General features: G+C 67.7%; 20 protein-coding genes and 1 tRNA gene. 9 read left to right on the top strand and 12 right to left on the bottom strand.

All coding sequences use genetic code 11. The features are described 5' to 3' along the window. Nucleotides 1-150: 150 nt before the first annotated feature. Both C1704_RS11025 and C1704_RS11020 read left to right on the top strand, forming a co-directional pair. Nucleotides 151-224: transfer RNA gene (locus tag C1704_RS11025), tRNA-Gly, on the top strand. 99 nt (nt 225-323) lie between these two features. Continuing rightward, on the top strand, nt 324-1,841 hold the full coding sequence (locus C1704_RS11020; protein ID WP_146076071.1) for a phospholipase D-like domain-containing protein: 1,518 nt from the start codon (nt 324-326) through the stop codon (nt 1,839-1,841). A 21-nt stretch (nt 1,842-1,862) separates the two neighbouring features. On the opposite strand, the gene C1704_RS11015 is transcribed toward C1704_RS11020, so the two are convergent. Continuing rightward, on the bottom strand, nt 1,863-3,341 hold the full coding sequence (locus C1704_RS11015) for an NAD-dependent succinate-semialdehyde dehydrogenase (RefSeq protein WP_104302782.1): 1,479 nt from the start codon (nt 3,339-3,341) through the stop codon (nt 1,863-1,865). Nucleotides 3,342-3,536: 195 nt separating this feature from the next. On the opposite strand from C1704_RS11015, the gene alaS reads away from it, so the two are divergent. Both alaS and C1704_RS11005 read left to right on the top strand, forming a co-directional pair. Further along, nucleotides 3,537-6,164, top strand: a complete 2,628-nt coding sequence (alaS, locus tag C1704_RS11010; RefSeq protein WP_104302781.1) for an alanine--tRNA ligase — start codon at nt 3,537-3,539, stop codon at nt 6,162-6,164. A gap of 13 nt (nt 6,165-6,177) precedes the next feature. After that, nucleotides 6,178-6,786, top strand: coding sequence for an NMCC_0638 family (lipo)protein (locus C1704_RS11005; protein WP_146076070.1), 609 nt, complete (start codon nt 6,178-6,180; stop codon nt 6,784-6,786). A 9-nt stretch (nt 6,787-6,795) separates the two neighbouring features. Here C1704_RS11005 and C1704_RS11000 read toward each other — a convergent pair whose 3' ends face one another. From C1704_RS11000 to C1704_RS10990, 3 genes are read right to left on the bottom strand one after another with little or no spacing between them, the layout of a single operon-like run. Then, nucleotides 6,796-7,791, bottom strand: a complete 996-nt coding sequence (locus C1704_RS11000; RefSeq protein ID WP_104302779.1) for a cytochrome d ubiquinol oxidase subunit II — start codon at nt 7,789-7,791, stop codon at nt 6,796-6,798. Continuing rightward, nucleotides 7,788-9,149 (bottom strand): cytochrome ubiquinol oxidase subunit I, encoded by a 1,362-nt coding sequence (locus C1704_RS10995; RefSeq protein WP_104302778.1) that lies wholly within the window; start codon nt 9,147-9,149, stop codon nt 7,788-7,790. Before C1704_RS10995 ends, C1704_RS11000 begins: the two co-directional genes overlap by 4 nt. A gap of 21 nt (nt 9,150-9,170) precedes the next feature. Next, nucleotides 9,171-9,731, bottom strand: coding sequence for a GbsR/MarR family transcriptional regulator (locus C1704_RS10990; RefSeq protein ID WP_211286922.1), 561 nt, complete (start codon nt 9,729-9,731; stop codon nt 9,171-9,173). A 107-nt stretch (nt 9,732-9,838) separates the two neighbouring features. On the opposite strand from C1704_RS10990, the gene coaBC reads away from it, so the two are divergent. Beyond that, on the top strand, nt 9,839-11,089 hold the full coding sequence (gene coaBC / locus C1704_RS10985; protein ID WP_245876455.1) for a bifunctional phosphopantothenoylcysteine decarboxylase/phosphopantothenate--cysteine ligase CoaBC: 1,251 nt from the start codon (nt 9,839-9,841) through the stop codon (nt 11,087-11,089). Further along, the gene (gene dut, locus C1704_RS10980) at nt 11,086-11,535 is read left to right on the top strand and encodes a dUTP diphosphatase (RefSeq protein ID WP_104302775.1); all 450 of its coding nucleotides are present in this window, start codon (nt 11,086-11,088) and stop codon (nt 11,533-11,535) included. Before coaBC ends, dut begins: the two co-directional genes overlap by 4 nt. Before the next feature lie 6 nt (nt 11,536-11,541). Here dut and C1704_RS10975 read toward each other — a convergent pair whose 3' ends face one another. Then, entirely contained in the window at nt 11,542-12,039 is a 498-nt protein-coding gene (locus tag C1704_RS10975; RefSeq protein WP_104302807.1) for an FKBP-type peptidyl-prolyl cis-trans isomerase, read from the bottom strand. Between the two features lie 25 nt (nt 12,040-12,064). On the opposite strand from C1704_RS10975, the gene C1704_RS10970 reads away from it, so the two are divergent. The 3 genes from C1704_RS10970 (at nt 12,065) to C1704_RS10960 (ending at nt 14,085) form a co-directional block, all read left to right on the top strand. Further along, on the top strand, nt 12,065-13,198 hold the full coding sequence (locus tag C1704_RS10970; protein ID WP_104302806.1) for a JmjC domain-containing protein: 1,134 nt from the start codon (nt 12,065-12,067) through the stop codon (nt 13,196-13,198). 18 nt (nt 13,199-13,216) lie between these two features. Next, a complete protein-coding gene (locus C1704_RS10965) occupies nt 13,217-13,720 on the top strand; it encodes a hypothetical protein (protein WP_104302774.1) in 504 nt (167 codons plus the stop codon). 119 nt (nt 13,721-13,839) lie between these two features. Further along, on the top strand, nt 13,840-14,085 hold the full coding sequence (locus tag C1704_RS10960; RefSeq protein WP_104302773.1) for a hypothetical protein: 246 nt from the start codon (nt 13,840-13,842) through the stop codon (nt 14,083-14,085). Between the two features lie 119 nt (nt 14,086-14,204). Here the strand turns inward: C1704_RS10960 and bamC are convergent, their stop codons facing one another. The 7 genes from bamC to C1704_RS10930 form a co-directional block, all read right to left on the bottom strand. Next, nucleotides 14,205-15,332 (bottom strand): outer membrane protein assembly factor BamC, encoded by a 1,128-nt coding sequence (gene bamC / locus C1704_RS10955; RefSeq protein ID WP_245876454.1) that lies wholly within the window; start codon nt 15,330-15,332, stop codon nt 14,205-14,207. A gap of 66 nt (nt 15,333-15,398) precedes the next feature. Further along, nucleotides 15,399-16,280, bottom strand: a complete 882-nt coding sequence (gene dapA / locus C1704_RS10950; protein WP_104302772.1) for a 4-hydroxy-tetrahydrodipicolinate synthase — start codon at nt 16,278-16,280, stop codon at nt 15,399-15,401. Between the two features lie 56 nt (nt 16,281-16,336). After that, nucleotides 16,337-16,903: a class I SAM-dependent methyltransferase gene (locus C1704_RS10945; RefSeq protein ID WP_104302771.1), complete on the bottom strand. Its 567-nt coding sequence runs from the start codon at nt 16,901-16,903 to the stop codon at nt 16,337-16,339. Then, complete coding sequence (locus C1704_RS10940; RefSeq protein ID WP_104302770.1) at nt 16,900-17,706, bottom strand: SDR family oxidoreductase; 807 nt, start codon at nt 17,704-17,706, stop codon at nt 16,900-16,902. Before C1704_RS10940 ends, C1704_RS10945 begins: the two co-directional genes overlap by 4 nt. Before the next feature lie 7 nt (nt 17,707-17,713). Further along, on the bottom strand, nt 17,714-17,854 hold the full coding sequence (locus tag C1704_RS17585) for a hypothetical protein (protein ID WP_170064675.1): 141 nt from the start codon (nt 17,852-17,854) through the stop codon (nt 17,714-17,716). A gap of 7 nt (nt 17,855-17,861) precedes the next feature. Continuing rightward, on the bottom strand, nt 17,862-19,097 hold the full coding sequence (locus C1704_RS10935; RefSeq protein WP_245876453.1) for an MFS transporter: 1,236 nt from the start codon (nt 19,095-19,097) through the stop codon (nt 17,862-17,864). Nucleotides 19,098-19,159: 62 nt separating this feature from the next. Beyond that, nucleotides 19,160-19,891, bottom strand: coding sequence for a hypothetical protein (locus tag C1704_RS10930; RefSeq protein ID WP_104302768.1), 732 nt, complete (start codon nt 19,889-19,891; stop codon nt 19,160-19,162). Nucleotides 19,892-20,001: the final 110 nt, after the last annotated feature.

Here is a 20,001-nt window from a genome sequence, read left to right as displayed (position 1 = left end):
GTTTTCCTCGGCGCTTTTCCCAATGAGATCAACAGCTTAGGTCGCCGTTTTGGATCCCATCAGCCACCCCATAACCCCTGCAAAAGGCCTTCGTCTGAACGAAGGCCTTTGTCTTTCCCGGGTAGGGCTCTCTATAATGCCGGGGCTGACGCGGGTGTAGTTCAATGGTAGAACGCCAGCTTCCCAAGCTTGATACGAGGGTTCGATTCCCTTCACCCGCTCCACACATTCCAGGGCCGCGTCCAGCGGCCCTTTGTCATCTGGGGGGCGGCAGTGTGCACGCGGCGATCGACAGCCTTGCCAAGCGGATCCTGTGGTCCCTCTTGTTGCTGCTGGCGGGCCTGCAAGGTTGTGCCTCCCTGCCCGACCCTGTCCCGCACGAACCCACCCAGGCCCTGAGGGAGCCGCAGGCCACGAGTCTGGGCCGCTGGGCGGTACAGGCGGCGCCGAACCGCCAGTACTCGGGCGTGCGTCTGCTGGTGGCCGGTGACGAGGCTTTGGGCGCCCTGATGGCGCTGGCTGATCGCGCTGAGCGCACCCTGGACCTGCAGTACTACCTGGTGCACAACGATGCGGCGGCCCGCGCGGTCCTGCGCCGCGTCCATGCCGCTGCAATGCGCGGCGTTCGGGTGCGCTTCCTGGTGGACGACTTGAACACGGCGGCGAAGGAGGCCAGCCTGCTGTGCCTGACCGACCACCCGAACATCCAGGTGCGGCTGTACAACCCGTTTCCGTCCGGCCGTTTCTCAACCGCCACGCGTGTGCTGGCCTCGCTGACCGATCTGCCTCGCATCAACCACCGCATGCACAACAAGATGTTCGTGGCGGACAACGCCATGGCCGTGACGGGCGGGCGCAACCTGGGGGACGCCTATTTCCTCAACAGCCCCAACACGAACTTCGTGGATCTCGACGTGCTGGTGGCCGGGCCGGCCGTGCAGGAGTTGTCCGCCTCCTTCGACAGTTTCTGGAACAGTGCGCTGGCCTATCCTGTGCATCGACTGGTGACTGGCAAACCCGACTGCGCTGGCGCCGTCGCGACGGCCGCGGCCGAAGAGGACAAGGGCATCGACACGGCGCCTCGCATGGACGCCAGCGTGGTGCATGGCGTGCTGGGCGGGCGAGAGCGACTGTTCTGGGTGCCGGCCACGGTGATCGCGGACAAGCCCTCGAAGATCGCGAGCGAAGGCAACCCCGGGCGGTCCGAGACCATCGAGGATGACATCCTGGGCCTGCTGCGCACCGCCCGGCAGGAGGTGCTGATCATCTCACCGTATTTCGTGCCCGGACGCCGTGGCGTGGCGCTGGCGCGGGAGCTGCGCCAGCGCGGCGTGCGCATGCGGGTGCTGACCAACTCGCTGGCCGCCACCGATGCCCCGGTGGTGCACATCGGCTACGCCCGCTACCGGGGCGACCTCCTCGGGCTGGGGGTGGATCTGCACGAACTGCGGCCCAGACTGGCCCCCCACGCGGCACCGCAGCGCTCACGCCTGGGGAGCTTCGGGTCCTCGTCGGCCAGCCTGCATGCCAAGGCGCTGGTGATCGACCGTCGCACGGTGCTGGTCGGCTCGATGAACATGGACCCGCGCTCGGCACGACTCAACAGCGAGATCGGCCTGGTGATGCGCAGCCCGGCGCTGGCCGACGAGCTGGCCACGCTGTTTGACGAGGTGATCCAGCGCAGCGCATACCACGTGCAGCGGCTGGGCGATGGCACGCTGCACTGGGTCAGTGACAACCCCGACGTTCCCAGCGTGACCGGGACGGAGCCGGAGGCCGGGGCGGGGCGTCAGCTGCTGTTGCTGCTGCTCGGCCCCTTTGCGCCGGAAGAGATGTTGTGACGTGCGAGGCGTCGCCTCATCTCACTTGTGCAGGTCGCCCAGGCAGAGGTACTTCAGCTCGACGTAATCGTCCATGCCATGGTGCGAGCCCTCGCGGCCCAGGCCCGATTGCTTGACCCCGCCGAACGGCACCTCGGCCACCGAGATCAGGCCGGTGTTGATGCCCACCATGCCGTACTCCAGCCCCTCGGCCACCCGGAAGATGCGGCCGATGTCGCGGCTAAAGAAGTAGCTTGCAAGACCAAATTCCGTGGCGTTGGCCAGGGCGATGACCTCGTCCTCGGTCTTGAAGCGGAACACCGGGGCCACCGGGCCGAAGGTTTCCTCGCGCGAGCACAGCATGTCGGGCGTCACGTCGGCCAGCACGGTGGGCGAGAAGAAGCGCTCACCCATGCGCTGGCCGCCGGTCAGCACCCGTGCCCCCTTGGCCGTGGCGTCGGCCACGTGGGCCTCCACCTTGGCCAGGGCCGGCTCGTCGATCAGCGGGCCGAGCTGCACGCCGGCCTCGAAGCCATTGCCCACCTTGAGATTGCGCACCTTCTCGGCCAGCTTCGCGGTGAAGGCCTCGTAGATGCCGTCCTGCACGTACAGGCGGTTGGCGCACACGCAGGTCTGGCCCGCATTGCGGTACTTGCTGGCCATGGCGCCTTCCACCGCGCTGTCCACGTCGGCATCGTCGAAGACGATGAAGGGTGCGTTGCCGCCCAGTTCCAGCGATATCTTCTTGATCGTGGGGGCACATTGCTGCATCAGGATGCGGCCGACCTCGGTGGAGCCGGTGAAGGACAGATGGCGCACCACGTCGCTGCCGCACAGCACCTTGCCGATCTCGACGGACTGCGTGCTGTCGCCGGTGACGATGTTCAGCACCCCTGGCGGCATGCCGGCGCGTTGGGCGAGTTCGGCGGCGGCCAGGGCCGACAGCGGCGTCTGCTCGGCCGGCTTGATCACCACCGGGCACCCCGCGGCCAGGGCCGGCGCCACCTTGCGGGTGATCATGGCGATGGGGAAGTTCCAGGGCGTGATGGCCGCGCACACGCCGATGGGCTGCTTGATGACCAGGTAGCGCTTGGTGGGGTCGGTGGTAGGCACGGTTTCGCCGTAGACCCGCTTGGCCTCTTCGGCAAACCATTCGACGAAGCTGGCGGCGTAGATGACCTCGCCCCGGGCCTCGGCCAGGGGCTTGCCCTGTTCGGCGGTCATCAGGCGGGCCAGGTCGTCGGCGTGCTCGTTCAGGAGCTGAAACCACTTCATCAGCACGGCGGCGCGCTGCTTGGCCGTCTGGGCCCGCCAGGCCGGCCAGGCGGCGTGGGCGGCGGCAATGGCCTGTTCCGTGTCCGCCGCGCCGAGGTTGGCGACGTCGGCCAGGTGCTGGCCGGTGGCGGGGTCGCTCACCTCGAAGCGCCGGCTGCCTGCGACCCACTGCCCGTTGATCAGAGCGTCGGTCTTCAGCAGGCTGGGGTCCTTGAGGGTGGCCAGGGGGGAGGGGGCGGAATCCATGGGCATGCGTCCTCGGATGAATCGGGTGCATCGATCATAGGACGCGAGGCGGCGAAGCGCTGACACCTGGGCGACGCAATACATGGCAGCGGCGGGCTTCCTATAATCGAAAACTTCGCCAAATCAAGCATTTACCGGGTCGCGCCGCGACCCATGCGTCTGGCGAAATGTCTTGCCTGCCCAGAAAGCCCCCGGATGAAAGCCGCCGAGATCCGCCAGACCTTCCTGAAGTTCTTCGAGTCCAAGGGACACACCATCGTGGCCTCCAGCCCCGTGGTGCCCGGCGACGACCCGACGCTGCTCTTCACCAACGCCGGGATGAACCAGTTCAAGGACGTCTTCCTGGGCTTCGACAAGCGGCCCTACACCCGTGCCACCACCGCCCAGAAGTGCATCCGCGCCGGCGGCAAGCACAACGACCTGGAGAACGTGGGCTACACCGCCCGGCACCACACCTTCTTCGAGATGCTGGGCAACTTCAGCTTTGGCGACTATTTCAAGCGCGATGCCATCAAGTACGCCTGGGAACTGCTGACCGAGCATTTCAAGCTGCCGGCCTCCAAGCTGTGGGTCACGGTGTACGCCGAGGACGACGAGGCTTACGACATCTGGCACAAGGACGTGGGCGTGCCGGCCGAGCGCATCGTGCGCATCGGCGACAACAAGGGCGCGCGCTACGCCTCCGACAACTTCTGGATGATGGGCGACACGGGCCCCTGCGGCCCCTGTACCGAGATCTTCTACGACCATGGCGAGGGCATCCCCGGCGGCCCACCCGGCAGCCCCGACGAAGACGGCGACCGCTACATCGAGATCTGGAACAACGTGTTCATGCAGTTCAACCGCGACGAGGCGGGGGTGATGCACAAGCTGCCCAAGCCCAGCGTGGACACGGGCATGGGCCTGGAACGGATTGCCGCCGTGCTGCAGGGGGTGCACTCGAACTACGAGATCGACCTGTTCGTGGCGCTGCTGGCGGCCGCCAAGCGGGCGGTGGATGCCGCAGGCGCCGGAGACTGCGACAAGGAGTCTCCGTCGCTGAAGGTGATCGCCGACCACATCCGCGCCTGTGCCTTCACGGTGGCTGATGGTGTGATCCCTGGCAACGAAGGCCGCGGCTACGTGCTGCGCCGCATCGCACGCCGCGGCATCCGCCATGGCTACAAGCTGGGTGCGCGCAAGCCCTTCTTCTTCAGTCTGGTGCGCGAGCTGGTGAACCAGATGGGCGAGGCCTACCCCGAGCTGCGCCAGCACGAGACCCGCATCACTGAGGTGCTGAAGCAGGAAGAAGAGCGCTTCTTCCAGACCATCGCGCATGGCATGGAGATCCTGGAAGGCGCGCTGGCCGGCGGTACGAAGCAGCTGGACGGCGAACTCGCCTTCAAGCTGCATGACACCTATGGCTTCCCGCTCGACCTCACCGCCGACGTGTGCCGCGAACGCGGCGTGACGGTGGATTCCGCCGGGTTCGACGCCGCGATGACGCGCCAGCGCGAGCAGGCCCGCGCGGCCGGCAAGTTCAAGATGGCGGCGGGCCTCGAGTACAGCGGAGCGCCCACCACCTTCCACGGCTACGACCACCTGACGCATGAGGGCGCCAAGGTCACGGCCGTCTATGTGGACGGCAGCCCGGTGTCTGCGGCCCGCGCCGGCGATGACGCGGTGATCGTGCTTGACCACACGCCCTTCTATGCCGAAAGCGGTGGCCAGGTGGGTGACACCGGCGAGCTGCGCAACAACACCAGCCGCTTCATGGTGGAAGACACGCAGAAGATCCAGGCCGATGTGTTTGGCCACCATGGCCGTGTCGTGGAAGGCGAGATCAAGGTCGGCGACACGCTCAACGCCCGTGTGGACGGCGAGCAGCGGGCAAAGACGGTGCGCAACCACAGTGCCACCCACCTGATGCACAAGGCCTTGCGCGAGGTGCTGGGCGCCCACGTGCAGCAGAAAGGCTCGCTGGTGAATGCCGAGCGCACCCGCTTCGACTTCGCGCACAACGCGCCGATGACCGAGGAACAGATCCGCAAGGTGGAAGCCCTGGTCAATGCCGAGATCCTCTCCAACGCCGACACGCAGGCGCGCGTGATGCCGATCGAGGAGGCTCAGAAGCTGGGCGCGATGATGCTGTTCGGCGAGAAGTACGGCGACGAGGTGCGTGTGCTCGACATCGGCTCCAGCCGTGAACTGTGCGGCGGTACCCACGTCGCACGCACCGGTGACATCGGCCTTTTCAAGATCGTGGCCGAAGGCGGAGTCGCTGCCGGTGTGCGACGCGTGGAGGCGGTGACGGGCGAGAACGCCCTGGCCTATCTCCAAGGCCTGGAGTCCACGGTGAACCAGCTCGCCGGCACCCTCAAGGCCACGGCCGCCGAAGTGCCGAACCGCGTGGCGCAGGTGCTCGACCAGGTGCGTGCGCTCGAGAAGGAACTGGCCGCCGTGAAGGGCAAGCTGGCTTCGGCTCAAGGCGACGAATTGTTGTCCCAGGCCGTCGATGTGAAGGGCATCCGGGTGCTGGCTGCCACGCTCGACGGGGCCGACGCCAAGACCCTGCGCGAGACCATGGACAAGCTCAAGGACAAGCTCAAGACGGCGGCCATCGTGCTGGCGGCCGTGGATGGCGGCAAGGTCCAGCTCGCAGCCGGTGTCACCAGCGACAGCACGGCCAAGGTGAAGGCCGGCGAGCTGGTGAACTTCGTGGCCCAGCAGGTGGGTGGCAAGGGTGGCGGCAAGCCCGACCTGGCCATGGCCGGAGGCACGGACGCCAGCAAGCTGCTCCAGGCCCTGGCCTCGGTGCAGGCCTGGGTGGCCGAGCGCGTCTGAGGGCGCAGCGCCCGTGACGGCTCGCTGGCGTCTTGCAGGCCTGGCCGCGGCGTTGTGCGCTGCCGGTGCCTCCAGCGTCTGGGCTCAGGAGCCCAGCGCCTCACGTGAAGCCGTGCCGGCCGAGGTGGTGCGCTGGTTCGTCGAAGGCTGTGTGGCCCATGAAGGGGAACCGGTGCCGGTGATGGATTGGGCGCTCACCCAGGGCTTCGACCCGCTTGACCCGATTTTCCCCGAGGTGGGGGCCTTGCTGGCCGGCCGCGCGGGCGCCGTGCTGCGCAGCCCCGACGGGGCCGTGATGCTGGCCACCACCACCGATGGGGCCTGCACCGTGTGGGCCGAGCGCAGCGCGGGGCCGGCGGTGTTCCTTGCGCTGCAGCAGGCCATCGGCCAGCTCGGCAGCCGCGGGGCCCGCGTGCAGGTGCAGTTCGAGCGCCACATCGAGCGCGCGGGCGCCTGGCGGCGCCAGTGGCAGGCCCGTTATCGCCGCGTGGGCGGGTCGATGGACCTGGGTCTGGGCTCGGTCACCACGCTGACCGATGCACCCGCCGCCCAGGTGCTGCAGCTCTCGCGCGTGCCGCCCGTCGGGCCGGCGTCCGACCCTGACGGACTGCCGCGACGCTGAACTGTCGGCTCAGGCGTAGGTCAGTTCACGCGCCTTGCCCCAGAACACCCGGTAGGCAAAGACGGTGTAGCCGATGATGGCCGGCACGGTGAGCGCCGTGCCGAAGAGGATCACCTTCAACGAGGCCGGGGCGCTGGCGGCTTCCCAGATGGTGAGCCTGTCCATCACCACATAGGGGTAGAGGCTGTAGGCCAGGCCGAAGAAGCCCAGCACGAACACGGCCACCACCAGCGCAAAGGGCACCCAGCACAGGCGGCCCAGGATGCGTGGCGAGTTCAGTACCACGCGCAGGGTCACCAGAGCCGCGGCCGTGACGAGCGGGATGGGCAGCAGGGCGATGAACTCGGGCATCGAGAACCAACGGCTGCGCACGGTCTCGCTGACCCATGGGGTGGCCAGCGAGATGAGCGCCATCCCCACGGCCACCGGCAGCCAGGCCAGCCGGGCCCAGCCGGCGGCCCGGGCCTGCAAGTCGCCTTCGGTCTTCATGATCAGCCAGGTCGCCCCCAGCAGCACATAGGCCGTTGCCAGGGCGATGGCGATCGCGGCCGCGAAGGCGGTGAACTGCCAGCCGTCGGCAAAGCCGGTGATGTAGCGGCCCAGCATCCAGCCCTGGGCCAGCGAGGCCATCATCGAGCCCACGAAGAAGGCACGGTTCCACAGGGGCTTGTGCTCATCCTGAGCTTTGACGCGGAAGTCGAAGGCCACACCGCGCAGGATCAGGCCGATGAGCATCACCGCCACGGGCAGGTACAAGGCCGTGAGCACGATGCCGTGAGCCTTGGGGAAGGCGATCAGCAGGATGCCCACGCCCAGCACCAGCCAGGTCTCGTTGGCATCCCAGAAGGGTCCGATGGACGAGACCATCACGTCCTTCTGCTCGGGGGTGGCGCGGTGCATCAGCATGCCCACGCCCAGGTCGAAGCCGTCGAGCACGACGTAGGCGAGCATGGCCAGGCCCATCACGGCCATGAAGATCAGGGGCAGGGTGTCGTCGAAGCTCATGAGCGGGCCTCCGTGGCCTGGGTCAGGCGGGTGCTGGCGTAGCGCACCGGGGCGTCGATGGGCTTGCCTGCCATGTGGGCGATCACGCCAACGTAGGCCACGATCAGGGCGAGATAGACCGTGACGTAGGCGGCCAGGGTGAGCGCGATCATCGGTGCGGGAGTGGTTGACGCAACCTCGGCCGTGCGCAGCAGGCCTTGCACGATGTAGGGCTGGCGGCCGATCTCCGTGACGTACCAGCCGGCGACCGTGGCCACCCAGCCGGAGAAGCTCATGGCGGTCAGACCCCAGAGCAGGGGGCGCGGAAGCCCATCGGGTGCCCAGCCGCGCCGGCGCAGCATCCACCAGCCCAGCCAGCTCATCAGCAGCATCAGCACTCCCGTGCCCACCATGATGCGAAAGCCGAAGAAGACAGGTGCGACCGGCGGGTGCGAGCCGAGAAATTCATTGAGGCCACGGATTTCGCCGTCGAGTTCATGCGTGAGGATGAGGCTGGCCCCTTTGGGGATGCCCACTTCGAAGCGGTTGCTGCGCGTCGCCTCGTCGGGCCATGCGAACAGCAGCAGCGGAGCACCCCGCTCGGTCTCCCACACACCTTCCATGGCCGCGATCTTCTGGGGTTGATGCTCCAGGGTGTTCAGGCCGTGCAGGTCACCCACGAAGATCTGCAGCGGGATGAGCACCGCGCCCAGCGTGAGGCCGGTGCGCATCACCTTGGGCGTGGAGGCATTCGCCTTGTTCTTGAGGACCTGCCAGGCGCTCAAACCCGCCAGCAGGAAGGCCACCGTCAGACCGGAGGCGAGCAGCATGTGGCTCAGGCGGTAGGGGAAGGAGGGGTTGAAGACCACCTCGGCCCAGCTTGTCACGTGGAATTCGCCATTGATGATCTCGTAGCCGGCGGGTGTCTGCATCCACGAATTGAGGCTGAGGATCCAGAAGGCGCTCATCGTCGTGCCCAGGGCCACCAGGAAGGTGGCGAGCAGGTGCACCCTTTCACTCACCTTGCCGTGACCGAAGAGCATCACCCCCAGGAAGGTGGCTTCCAGGAAGAAGGCGGTCAACACCTCGTAGCCCAGCAGGGGGCCGGCAATGTTGCCCACGCGTTCCATGAAACCCGGCCAGTTGGTGCCGAACTGGAAGCTCATCGTGATGCCCGACACCACCCCAAGCGCGAAGCTCAGCGCGAAGACCTTGGTCCAGAAGCGGTAGGCGCCGAGCCAGGCAGCATCCTGCGTGCGCAGCCAGCGCCAGCGGAAGAAGAGCAGGACCCAGCACAACGCGATCGTGATGGTGGGAAAGAGGATGTGGAAGGTGATGTTGGCCGCGAACTGCAGGCGGGCGAGGAGGAGGGCGTCCATGGCGGTGTGCAGGGCAGTTGGTCAGCGGGACAAGGCAGGCTGGGGCCGCAGCTTGCCGGTGTATTCGAGCAGCTTGCCCACGCGCGAGCCCATCTTCATGAGCTGGGCGAGCGTCTGGGCATCCATGCGCTGCACGTCGTCGAACCAGGTGGTCATCAGTTCGATGAGGTCGTGCATGCCTTTCATGCGTTCCTGGGCGATGCGGTCTTCCTCCTGCGTGGGTTCTTCCAGCAGGGCATTGCGCAGCATCGACAGCGTGGGCTCGATCTCGCGACGGCGGCGCTCCTCGGCCAGGGTGCGGAAAATCTCCCAGGCGTCGGTGGGGGCCTCGAAATGGTCGCGACGGTCGCCGGCAAGATGCTTGAGCTTCACCAGCCGCCAGGCCTGAAGCTCCTTCAGGCCCATGCTGACGTTCGAGCGCGAGAACTCCAGCTTCTCCGCGATGTCCTCGGCGTTCAGCGGATGCGGCGAGACGAAGAGCAGGGCATAGATCTGCCCGACGGTGCGATTGATGCCCCAGCGGCTGCCCATCTCGCCGAAATGGGAGACGAAGCTGCGTACCAGGGGAGTCATGGTGGTCATGGAGGCCTCGACCGGATCTTGATATGTGGCAAGTTTCGCCTGAAATTTCAGAAATTACTGAAATCACAGAAAATTCCCAAGGCGATGGCTCGGGTAAAGTGCCGCCCGTGAAGCCCGAATCCCTTCCCGCCCTGCGGGGCCGCCGTCTGGTGCTGGCCCTCTCTGGCGGCATTGCCTGTTACAAGAGTGCCGAACTGCTGCGCCTGCTCGTCAAGGCGGGGGCCTCGGTGCAAGTCGTGATGAGCGAAGCCGCCGAGCACTTCATCACGGCCGTCACGATGCAGGCCCTGTCGGGGCAGCCGGTCACAACGAGCCAGTGGGACGCGCGCGAGCCGAACAACATGGCGCACATCAACCTCACGCGCGGGGCCGACGCCATCGTGGTTGCGCCGGCCAGCGCGGACTGCATCGCGGCGCTGGCGCAAGGTCGCGCCGACGACCTCATCAGCCTGATGTGCCTGGCCCGCCCCTGGACGATGGCGCAGCAGCCCTGCCCCTTGCTGCTGGCGCCGGCGATGAATCGCGAGATGTGGTCGCACCCGGCCACGCGTCGCAACGTGGCGCAGGTGGTGGCCGATGGGGCCGTGCTGCTGGGCCCGGCCCACGGCGACCAGGCCTGTGGCGAGATCGGGGATGGCCGCATGCTGGAGCCCGAGGAACTCTTCGACGAGATCGTGGCCTTCTTCCAGCCCAAGCCGCTGCGCGGCCGCCGCGTGCTGATCACGGCCGGGCCCACCTTCGAGGCCATCGACCCCGTGCGCGGCATCACCAACCTGTCCAGCGGCAAGATGGGTTTTGCGCTGGCCCGCGCGGCCCGGGAAGCGGGCGCCGAGGTCACGCTCGTGGCCGGCCCGGTGTCGCAAGCCACGCCGCGCGGCGTGCGCCGCATCGACGTGCGCAGCGCCGTGCAGATGCGCGATGCCGTGCTGCCGCTGGCCCCTGAGCACGATGTCTTCATCGCCACGGCCGCGGTGGCCGACTGGCGCCCGGCCACGGCTGCCGAACACAAGCTCAAGAAGGACGGCTCGGGCCAGTGCCCGGCGCTGAGCTTCGTCGAGAACCCCGACATCCTGGCCGGCGTGGCCCGCCTGCCCAAGGCGCCCTACTGCGTGGGCTTTGCTGCCGAAAGCGAAAAGCTCGCCGAGCATGCCCGTGCCAAGCGTGAGCGCAAGGGGGTGCCGCTGCTCGTGGCCAACCTCGGCCCGGCCACCTTCGGCCAGGATGACAATGCGGTGCTGCTGGTCGATGCGGCGGGGGAGCGCCCTTTGCCCGAGGACGGTCGGCGCACCGACAAGCTCTCCCTCGCGCGCCTGCTGGTGCACGAGATCGCCAACCGCCTGGACGCCGCTTCCGCATGACCCCGATTGCCCTGAAGGTGCTCGACGGCCGCATGGCCGGGCACCTGCCCGCCTACGCCACTGCCGGCAGCGCCGGCCTGGACCTGCGCGCCTGCCTCGATGCACCGCTGGTGCTCGAGCCCGGGCAGACCGAACTGATCCCCACCGGTCTGGCCATCCATATCGCCGATCCAGGGCTCGCTGCGCTCATCCTGCCGCGCTCGGGCCTCGGTCACAAGCACGGCATCGTGCTGGGCAACCTGGTGGGCCTCATCGATTCCGACTACCAGGGCCAGCTGATGGTGAGCTGCTGGAACCGGGGGCACACGACCTTCACCGTGCACCCCATGGAGCGCATCGCCCAGCTCGTGCTGGTGCCGGTGGTGCAGGCGAAGTTCGAGATCGTCGAGGACTTCGACGCCTCGCACCGAGGCGAGGGGGGCTTCGGCTCGACCGGTAGGCGCTGACGGGGATCAGTGCAGGGGCTCGTCGCCCCGCCCGGTACCCATCAAGGAGACGACAGGCAGGCCCACCGAGCCGCGTTCGATCTCTTCCTCACGGGCCTCGCGCACGTCGCGCACCTTCAGTGCCAGACGCAGTGCGATGCCGGCCAGCGGGTGGTTGCCGTCGAGCACCACGTGGCTGTCATAGACCTCGGTGATGGTGTAGATCTTGACGCCTTCGGGCAGACCATCGAACTGCATGCCGGGTTCGATGTGCTCGGAGAAGATCTTGCGGTCTTCGAAGAAGACCAGCGCCGGATCGTAGTCGCCGAAGGCATGCTCGGGTTCCAGGTGCAGATGGGCTTCGAAGCCCACATCCTGGCCCTCCAGGGCTTCCTCGACTTTGGCCAGCAGGTCATCGCCGCCGTAGAAGAACTCGACGGGTTCGGCCAGCTCGTCGATGAGGTGGCCCAGGGTGTCTTCGAGTCGCCAGGTGAGGCTGACGACGCAGGGGGATGTGATGCGCATGAGCAATGATCGCACAATGGCACCCATGCAGATTTCACGACCCCTGGCCCTGCTCGGGGGGCTCAGCCCCGAGACCTTCATGCGCCGGCACTGGCACAAGCGTCCGCTGCTTGTCCGCGGGGCCGTGCCCGTGCCGATCGACCTGCCCACGCGCGACGAACTCTTTGCCCTGGCCGCGCGAGACGATGTGGAGTCGCGCCTGATCCGCCAGGCCGATCACCGCTGGCAGGTGCGTCATGGCCCCCTGCCGCGACGGGCCCTGCCGCCGTTGTCGCGCCCGGGCTGGACGGTGCTCGTGCAGGGCGTGGACCTGCACCATGACCCGGCCCACCGACTGCTGCAGGCCTTTCGCTTCGTGCCGGACGCGCGGCTGGACGACCTGATGATCTCCTACGCCAGCGATGGCGGCGGCGTCGGCCCGCATTTCGATTCCTACGACGTCTTCCTGCTCCAGGTGCATGGCAAGCGCCGCTGGCGCATCGGCCGCCTGGACGACGCCCGGCTGGTGGAAGGGGTGCCGCTCAAGATCCTTGCCAACTTCCGGGCCGAGGAGGAGCATGTGCTGGAGCCCGGCGACATGCTCTACCTGCCGCCGCGCTGGGCCCACGATGGCGTGGCCGAGGGCGAGTGCATGACGGCCTCGATCGGCTTTCGCGCACCGCGCCGGGAAGAACTGCTGCGCGAGGTGCTGGTGCGCGAACTCGAGGCCCGTGAGGGCGAGGACGACAGCCCGCTCTACACCGATCCCAGGCAGGCTGCGACTGCGACGCCGGGCCGTGTGCCCGAGACCCTGCAGCAGTTTGCGCTCGACGCCGTGCAATCCTTGCTGCGCGATCGCGGTGCGCTGGCATGTGCCTTGGGGGAATACCTCACCGAGCCGAAATCAGGCGTCTGGTTCGACATCGGCTCCGCTGCCGACCTCTCCCATGGGCTGCAACTGGACCGGCGCACGCGGATGATGTATGACAGCCAGCATGTCTTCATCAACGGTGAAGCCTTCCGCGCCGCGGGCGCCGATGCGCGGCTGATGCGTCGCCTGGCCGACACCCGAAGGCTGGACGCCAGAGCCTGGGATGGCGCCAGCGAAGCTGCGCGGGCCTTGCTCACCCGCTGGGCCGATGACGGCTGGCTGCATCCCATCGACAGGCCTGTGGCCTGACCCCTGGAGACCTACCCCATGGACACCCCTTCTTCTTCGACCGCGCCGGTTCCTCCCATCGCGAGCCGGTCCGACTTCCATCGTGAGATCGTGAAGGCCTTCGAGCGGGCGGCCGAGCAGGGCTGCCGCGAGATCTGGCTGTGCGACGTCGATTTCGCCGACTGGCCGCTGGGGGAGCGCGCCGTGGTGGAAGCCCTCACGCGCTGGGCCTATGCCCACCGGCGCCTGACCCTGCTGGCCTGCCACTTCGATGAAGTGCCGCGACGGCATGCGCGCTGGGTGAACTGGCGGCGCGACTGGGGCCATGTGGTGGAGTGCCTGGCCCTGTCCGAGATCGAGCCGTCGCAGATGCCGTGCTTCTGGTTCGCTCCCGGCCTGCAGGCCGTGCGGCTGGTGGATCCGCTGCGCTACCGTGGCTTCATCGACACCACCCCGGCCGACCTGCTGCGGGTTGGCGAACAGGTTCAGGAACTGGCGGCACGCGGGGTGCCGGCATTCCCCGTCACCACCCTTGGTTTGTGATTTAGGGCAAACCCTAGATATAATATCGCCCGGTTTGAGTGGAGCCCCTCCCGAGGGTTATCGGCTCCACCTCCTGCCCAAAATCATTCACCTGGTTCGACCCTTTCGAGGAACATGCAATGAACAAGTCGCTTGTGTTGGCTTCCATCGTCGCCGCTCTGGCTCTGGCCGCCTGCGGCAAGAAGGAAGAAGCGCCCGCTCCTGCTCCCGCCGTGGAAGCCCCGGCGCCTGCGCCGGCTCCTGTGGCTGAAGCGGCTTCTGCCGTGACGGAGGCTGCTTCCGAGGCCGCTGCCGCGACGGCCAATGCTGCTTCTGAAGCTGCAGCCGCCGTGGCCGAAGCCGCCTCTGCTGCCGCCTCGAAGTAAGCCTGCAGCGCATGAACAAAAAGCCGCCCAAGGGCGGCTTTTTTGTGGGCAGAGGTATTTGAATGTAAGCCCTGAAATATATTCCCTGTAAATGTTTCAGGAGGTTTTCAGTTCTTCGGTCATCGCAAATCCTCGGCCACGAGGGTCAGAATGCGACGGGCGGCGTCTCCGGTCTGGCGCTGGCCTTGTTCGTTGCTGAGCAACACGGCGCTGCGCTCGCCGCGCGACTGCACTTCGATGCGATAGCGTTGCGGCTTGGGCGCTTCGGCATTCCTTTGTCCGAACACCCGACCCAGCAGACCTGGTTCGGGCTGCGGTGCACGGGGTTCGACGTAGCGCACGAAGTACAGGCCCCGGGCCCGGTCGCGATCCTCGACCGTGAAACCGCTACGGTCCAGCGTCAGGCCCACGCGGCGCCAGGCGCGATCGAAGCCGTCGTCGATGAGCACCAGCGGGGCGCCGTCCTCATCGACCACCCGGGCTCGGGCTGGTTGCTGGGCGGGCGCCTGCGCGAGCGTGGCCTGCGCCTGTTCGGTCGTCTTGCCCAGATGGTTCAACAGCCGGGTGAGCATGACCGCTTCCATGTCGGGGTCCGAGGGTCGGGGCTGCCAGCGGGTGCTGTCCTGCAGCTGGTTGGTATAGACCTCCTCCATGCCGCGGTGGCTCAGGTAGATCTCGCTGCCCTCGGTCGTGCGCTCCACGCGAATGCGGTAGCGATCCACCTCGCCGGTGGAGTAGAACGATTCCAGCACACGGCCCAGTGTGCGGCGGATGATGTCCTGGGGCAGCTTGGCCCGGTTCTCGGCCCACTCCGTCTCCATGACGCCGGCCTCCGGCGCATCGACGGCGAGGTTGAGGCCGATCTCCTGCCAGAAACTGCGCAGACGCGGCCAGAGCTGCTCGGGCGTCAGGTCCACCACCAGCCAGCGCTGGCTGCCCGCGCGTTCGATGCGAGCCTGACCGAGTTCGCGCGGGGCCACGGTGGGGGCGGTGCCGGCGGCGGGGCGCGTGCTCTGGAAGCTGGCGGCACTCACACTGCCGCCCGAGACGGCGTAGCGTGAATCGCGCGAGAGCTGCGTCAGATCGGGGGGCACGTCCAGGTTGCTCTCACGCACGGTGCTCCCGCTGCGGTAGTCCACCTTGTCGCCCGACAGGACATTCGACACCGACGAGCAGCCGGCCAGGGTGAGCGCCAGCAGGGCCATGCAGGCGGCCGGAACCGGCCGGGTCAGGAACGCGTTCAGCAAAAGTGTTCTCCGTTACCTTGGGGGAACTGGCAGCGGCCCCGGAGCGAGCCCGGGACGGGTGCCAGCTCAGATGAGACCTGCTTCGCGCAGGGCTTGTTCCACGGCACGCTGGGAGGCCTCGCCCAGCGGGGTGAGCGGAAGGCGCAACGCCCCCCCCACGATGCCCATGCGTTGCAGCGCCCACTTCACCGGGATGGGATTGGGTTCGACGAAGAGCTGCTTGTGCAGCGGCAGCAGACGCATGTGGATCTCGGCGGCACGGCGGGCATCGCCTGCGATGGCCGCCGCGCACAACTCGTGCATGGCCCTGGGTGCCACGTTGGCGGTCACGCTGACGTTGCCATGGCCCCCCAGCAGCATCAGGGCCACGGCCGTCGGATCGTCACCCGAGTAGATGGCGAAGCCTTTGGGGGCCTGCCTGATCAGCCAGGCAGCGCGGTCGATGTTGCCCGTGGCCTCCTTGATGCCGATGATGCCGGGCACCTGGGCCAGGCGCAGCACGGTCTCGTGCTGCATGTCGGCCACCGTGCGGCCAGGCACGTTGTACAGCACCATCGGGATGTCCACCGCCTCGGCGATGGCCTTGAAGTGGCGGTAGATACCTTCCTGGGTGGGCTTGTTGTAGTAGGGAACGACCTGCAGCGTGCAGTCGGCGCCGGCTTGCTTGGCGAACTTCGACAGTTCGATGGCCTCCCGTGTGGAGTTCGCCCCCGCACCGGCCATGATGGGCACGCGGCCTTTGGCGTGCTGGACGGCGATGCGGATGATCTCGGCCTGTTCCTCCACGGTGACCGTGGGGGACTCGCCGGTGGTGCCCACCACACCGATGCAGTCGGTACCTTCGGCGATGTGCCAGTCGATCAGCTTGCGCAGACCGTCGTGATCGACGCTGCCGTCTTCATGCATGGGCGTGACCAGGGCCACGATGCTGCCGGTAATGCGTGTCATGGGAGTGATCCTGTGAATCCGGCGATTCTACCCATCTGACCCAGCCTGGCCGGCGCTCAGGCCAGCCGGTACACCTGCGGGCCGGAGGAGGCCTCCCGCACAGCCGCCAGACGCTGGATGAAGCGCGGCGGTGGCTCGGCATAGCCGTCCTCGTAGGCCACCACCCGCAGGGCCGGGCGGGTGGCCTCAAGCAGTTCGCCCGGACGCAACAGGAAATCGGGGTTGCGCGGGCGCCCGACCGTTTCGTTGCCGGCTGCGAAGGTCTCGTAGAGCAGGATACCCCCCGGGGCCACCGAGTCGATGAGGGTGGGGAGGAGGGGCCGCCAGAGGTAGTTGGTGACCACCACGGCCGCGAAGCACCGCCCGGCGAAGGGCCAGGGGCCGTTCTCGATATCGGCCACCACGATTTCCCCCAGATCCTGCAGCGCGGCCACGGCCTGCGCATCACGATCCACCCCGGTGACCGGATGACCGCGGCCGGCCAGCCAGCGCAGGTGGCGGCCGGCGCCACAGGCCACGTCGAGCACCGTACCGCCCGATGGGATCAGATGGGCCCAGCGCTGCACCCAGACCGACGGGGCCTCCTGCCCATGTGCGGGAGTTCCTGCGGGAGTTTCGCTCATCGGGGCCGCGCGTCCTGATGCAGGGCTGCCAGCGCCATGCGGTCGACGAGGCTGGGCGCAAGCAGCTTGAGCCAGCGACCGAGCCGGCCCTGGGCCGTCATCACCACCTCGCGACGACGCTGCTCCATGCCCTCGATGATCAGCCGCGCGCAGGTCGCCACGGGCATTGCCCCTCGTTCGTCGAGGCCACTCTTGCCGGCCGGCTGCCCCGCGGCGTTGTAGCCTCGCCGGCGGATCTCGGTGTCCACCACGCCCGGGTAGGCCGTGGTCACGCTCACGCCCGTGCCGCCAAGTTCGGCGCGTAGGGCCTCGAAGAAGCCGGTCATGGCGAACTTGGTGGCACTGTAAGCCGTGCGTCCGGGCACACCCACCAGCCCCGCCAGGCTGCTGACGGCGCACAGCCGGCCCCGGCTGGCCAGCAGGTGGGGCAGGGCGGCATGGGTGCACCACACGGCGCCCCAGTGGTTGATGCGCATGAGCTGTTCGTACCAGCTGAGGTCATGGACTTCACGTAGCAGGGCGTGGGCCGACATGCCGGCGTTGTTGATCAGGCCATCGAGACGCCCAAAGGTCTGCGCGGCGGCCTGGATCAGCGCGCGGCACTCGGACTCGACACCCACATCGGTGCGCTGCACGAGGGTCTGGGCGCCGCGATCGCGGCATTCGGCGGCCACCACTTCCAGCCGTTCGAGGTTGCGCGCAGCCAGCACCAGGGCCAGGCCGCTGCCATGGCGCTGCGCCAGCTGGCGCGCCATCTCTGCCCCGATGCCCTCGGAGGCACCGGTCAACACGATCACCTGCATGGAAGGCCTAGAAACAATTCCAGAGCTGGTTGGCCAGTTCGACCACCATGGCCGGCTGGGCATACCAGGCGAAGACCCCGAGCAGCACGAGCACGCCCACGGTCCAGGCCAGGGCCTGGAGCACACGAGGATGGCGCATCGGGTTCATGGCTCCATCATGCCGCAGCCGCAGCGGCGCGCTGGATGGCGGTTTCCCGCACCGGCAGGTTCACCAGGGCGGCGAAGATGCCCAGGGCCACGGCGATCCACCAGACGATGTCGTAGCTGCCGGTGCTGTCGTAGAGCAGGCCACCCAGCCACACGCCCAGGAAGGAGCCGATCTGGTGGCTGAAGAAGACGAAGCCGCCCAGCATCGACAGGTACTGCACACCGAAGATCTGCGCCACGACCGCATTGGTGGGTGGCACGGTGGACAGCCACAGCACGCCCATCACGGCCGAAAAGACATAGACGCTCATGGGCGTGAGCGGCGCCCACAGGAAGGCCACGATGGCCACCGAGCGCAGGAAGTAGATCGCAGCCAGGATGTGCCGCTTGGCCAGACGCTGACCCAGGCTGCCGGCCGCGTAGGTGCCGAAGACGTTGAACAGGCCGATGAGGGCCAGCGCATAGGTGGCCACCTCGGGCGACATCCCCTGGTCCTTGAGGTAGCTGGGCATGTGCACTCCAATGAAGACCACCTGGAAGCCGCAGACGAAGTAGCCGGCCATCAGCAACTGGAAGCTGCGGTAGCCGAAGGCTTCGCGCAGGGCCTGGCCGATGCTTTGCTGGAAGCCCACTACGTGGCCAGGAACCTTGGGTTCCTTCAGGCCGATGGCCAGCGGCATGATGGCCAGCGCCAGGCAGCCCAGGATGAAGAGGGCGTTTTGCCAGCCGAAGCTGCCGATCAGCCAGTTTTCCACCGGCACCATCAGGAACTGACCGAAGGAGCCGGCTGCGGCGGCCACGCCCATGGCCCATGAGCGTTTCTCGGGCGCCACGTTGCGGCCGATCACGCCGTAGATGACGGCATACGTGGTGCCCGCCTGGGCCATGCCCAGCAGCAGGCCGGCGCTGCCGGTGAAGGCCAGGCCGGAGGTGGCCAGGCCCATCAGCACCAGGCCCACGGCGTACAGCACGGCGCCGGCCAGCAGCACGCGGAAGGCGCCGAAGCGGTCGGCCAGCATGCCTGCAAAGGGGCCAGTGGCGCCCCACATCAGGTTCTGGATCGCGATCGCGAAGGCGAAGGTCTCACGGGTCCAGCCCCGCTCCATGGTGATGGGCTGCAGCCACAGGCCGAAGCCGTGGCGGATGCCCATGGACAAGGTGACGATCAGGGCCCCGCAGATCAGCACCTGCGTCATCGACAGGCGGGGGGCAGGGGAGGCGGCAGCGGAGGAATCGGCAGACATCCTCGCACTTTAGCGTTTTGCCGCCAAACGCGTGCGGCGCGCGGCCGCACGCGCGCCGGCGCTCAGAAGCCGAGGCTGAGCTTGACGCCGAAGCTGCTGGTGTCGCCGGTCTTGTCGGCCTCGAAGGCGAGGTTGCCGATGCCCAGGCCCACGTTGGCACCGGCGAACAGCTTGGTCTGGGTGAAGCTTTCGCTGCGAAGCGCCGGTGCGCCGCGTGCAGAGGAGCGCACATGCACCTGACCGACGCCGGCATAGGGCGTGACGAAGAGGAAGCCCTTCGAGATGGACACGTCCGCACCCGTGGTGCGCAGCTTCATCTGGTCCACGCCCGACAGCGACGAGGCCGACAGCCGGAAGGCCACGGCCGGCAGCACGGCGTTGCCCGGCAGGGCCGCCCAGCGCAGCTCGCCGCCGGTGGCGCGCACGTTGGAGTCGGGCAGGGTGTTGTAGAACACGCCCACATCGAGGTTCAGCGGCAGGCCCTTGTGGGCGCGCAGGCCGAGCACGGGCACCACCTCAGGCACGCTGGAGCCGCCAGCGGCCTTGCGCCACACGCCGCGGTGCGCCAGTTCCGTGGCCGAAAGCGTCACGCCCACATCGAAGCCAGTGATGCCACCGGGTTCGGCGCCCATCAGTGGCTTGAAGGAGGTGATGGCGGCCACATCCTCGCTGAGCTGGCGGAACTCGCGCTGGGTGAGCAGGTTGATGCTGTCGAGATCGGCGGCCTGGGCCAGCGGGGCTGAAGCGGCCAAGACGGCCAGGCTGGAGGCCAGGCGCAGAAGGGGGTGGGACATCGGGGATCGGGACATCGGCTTTCCAGAGGAACGGTGAAACATGGACGCGCGGGACACCGCCCGCATTGCACCGCGCAGACTAACACCGACCGGGCCCGGCAGACGTAACC

This window comes from Caldimonas caldifontis, assembly GCF_002930615.1.
GTDB classification, from domain to species: domain Bacteria; phylum Pseudomonadota; class Gammaproteobacteria; order Burkholderiales; family Burkholderiaceae_C; genus Caldimonas; species Caldimonas caldifontis.
The sequence above is the reverse complement of the archived record's forward strand: the minus strand, read 5'-3'. Positions and strand labels throughout refer to the sequence as shown.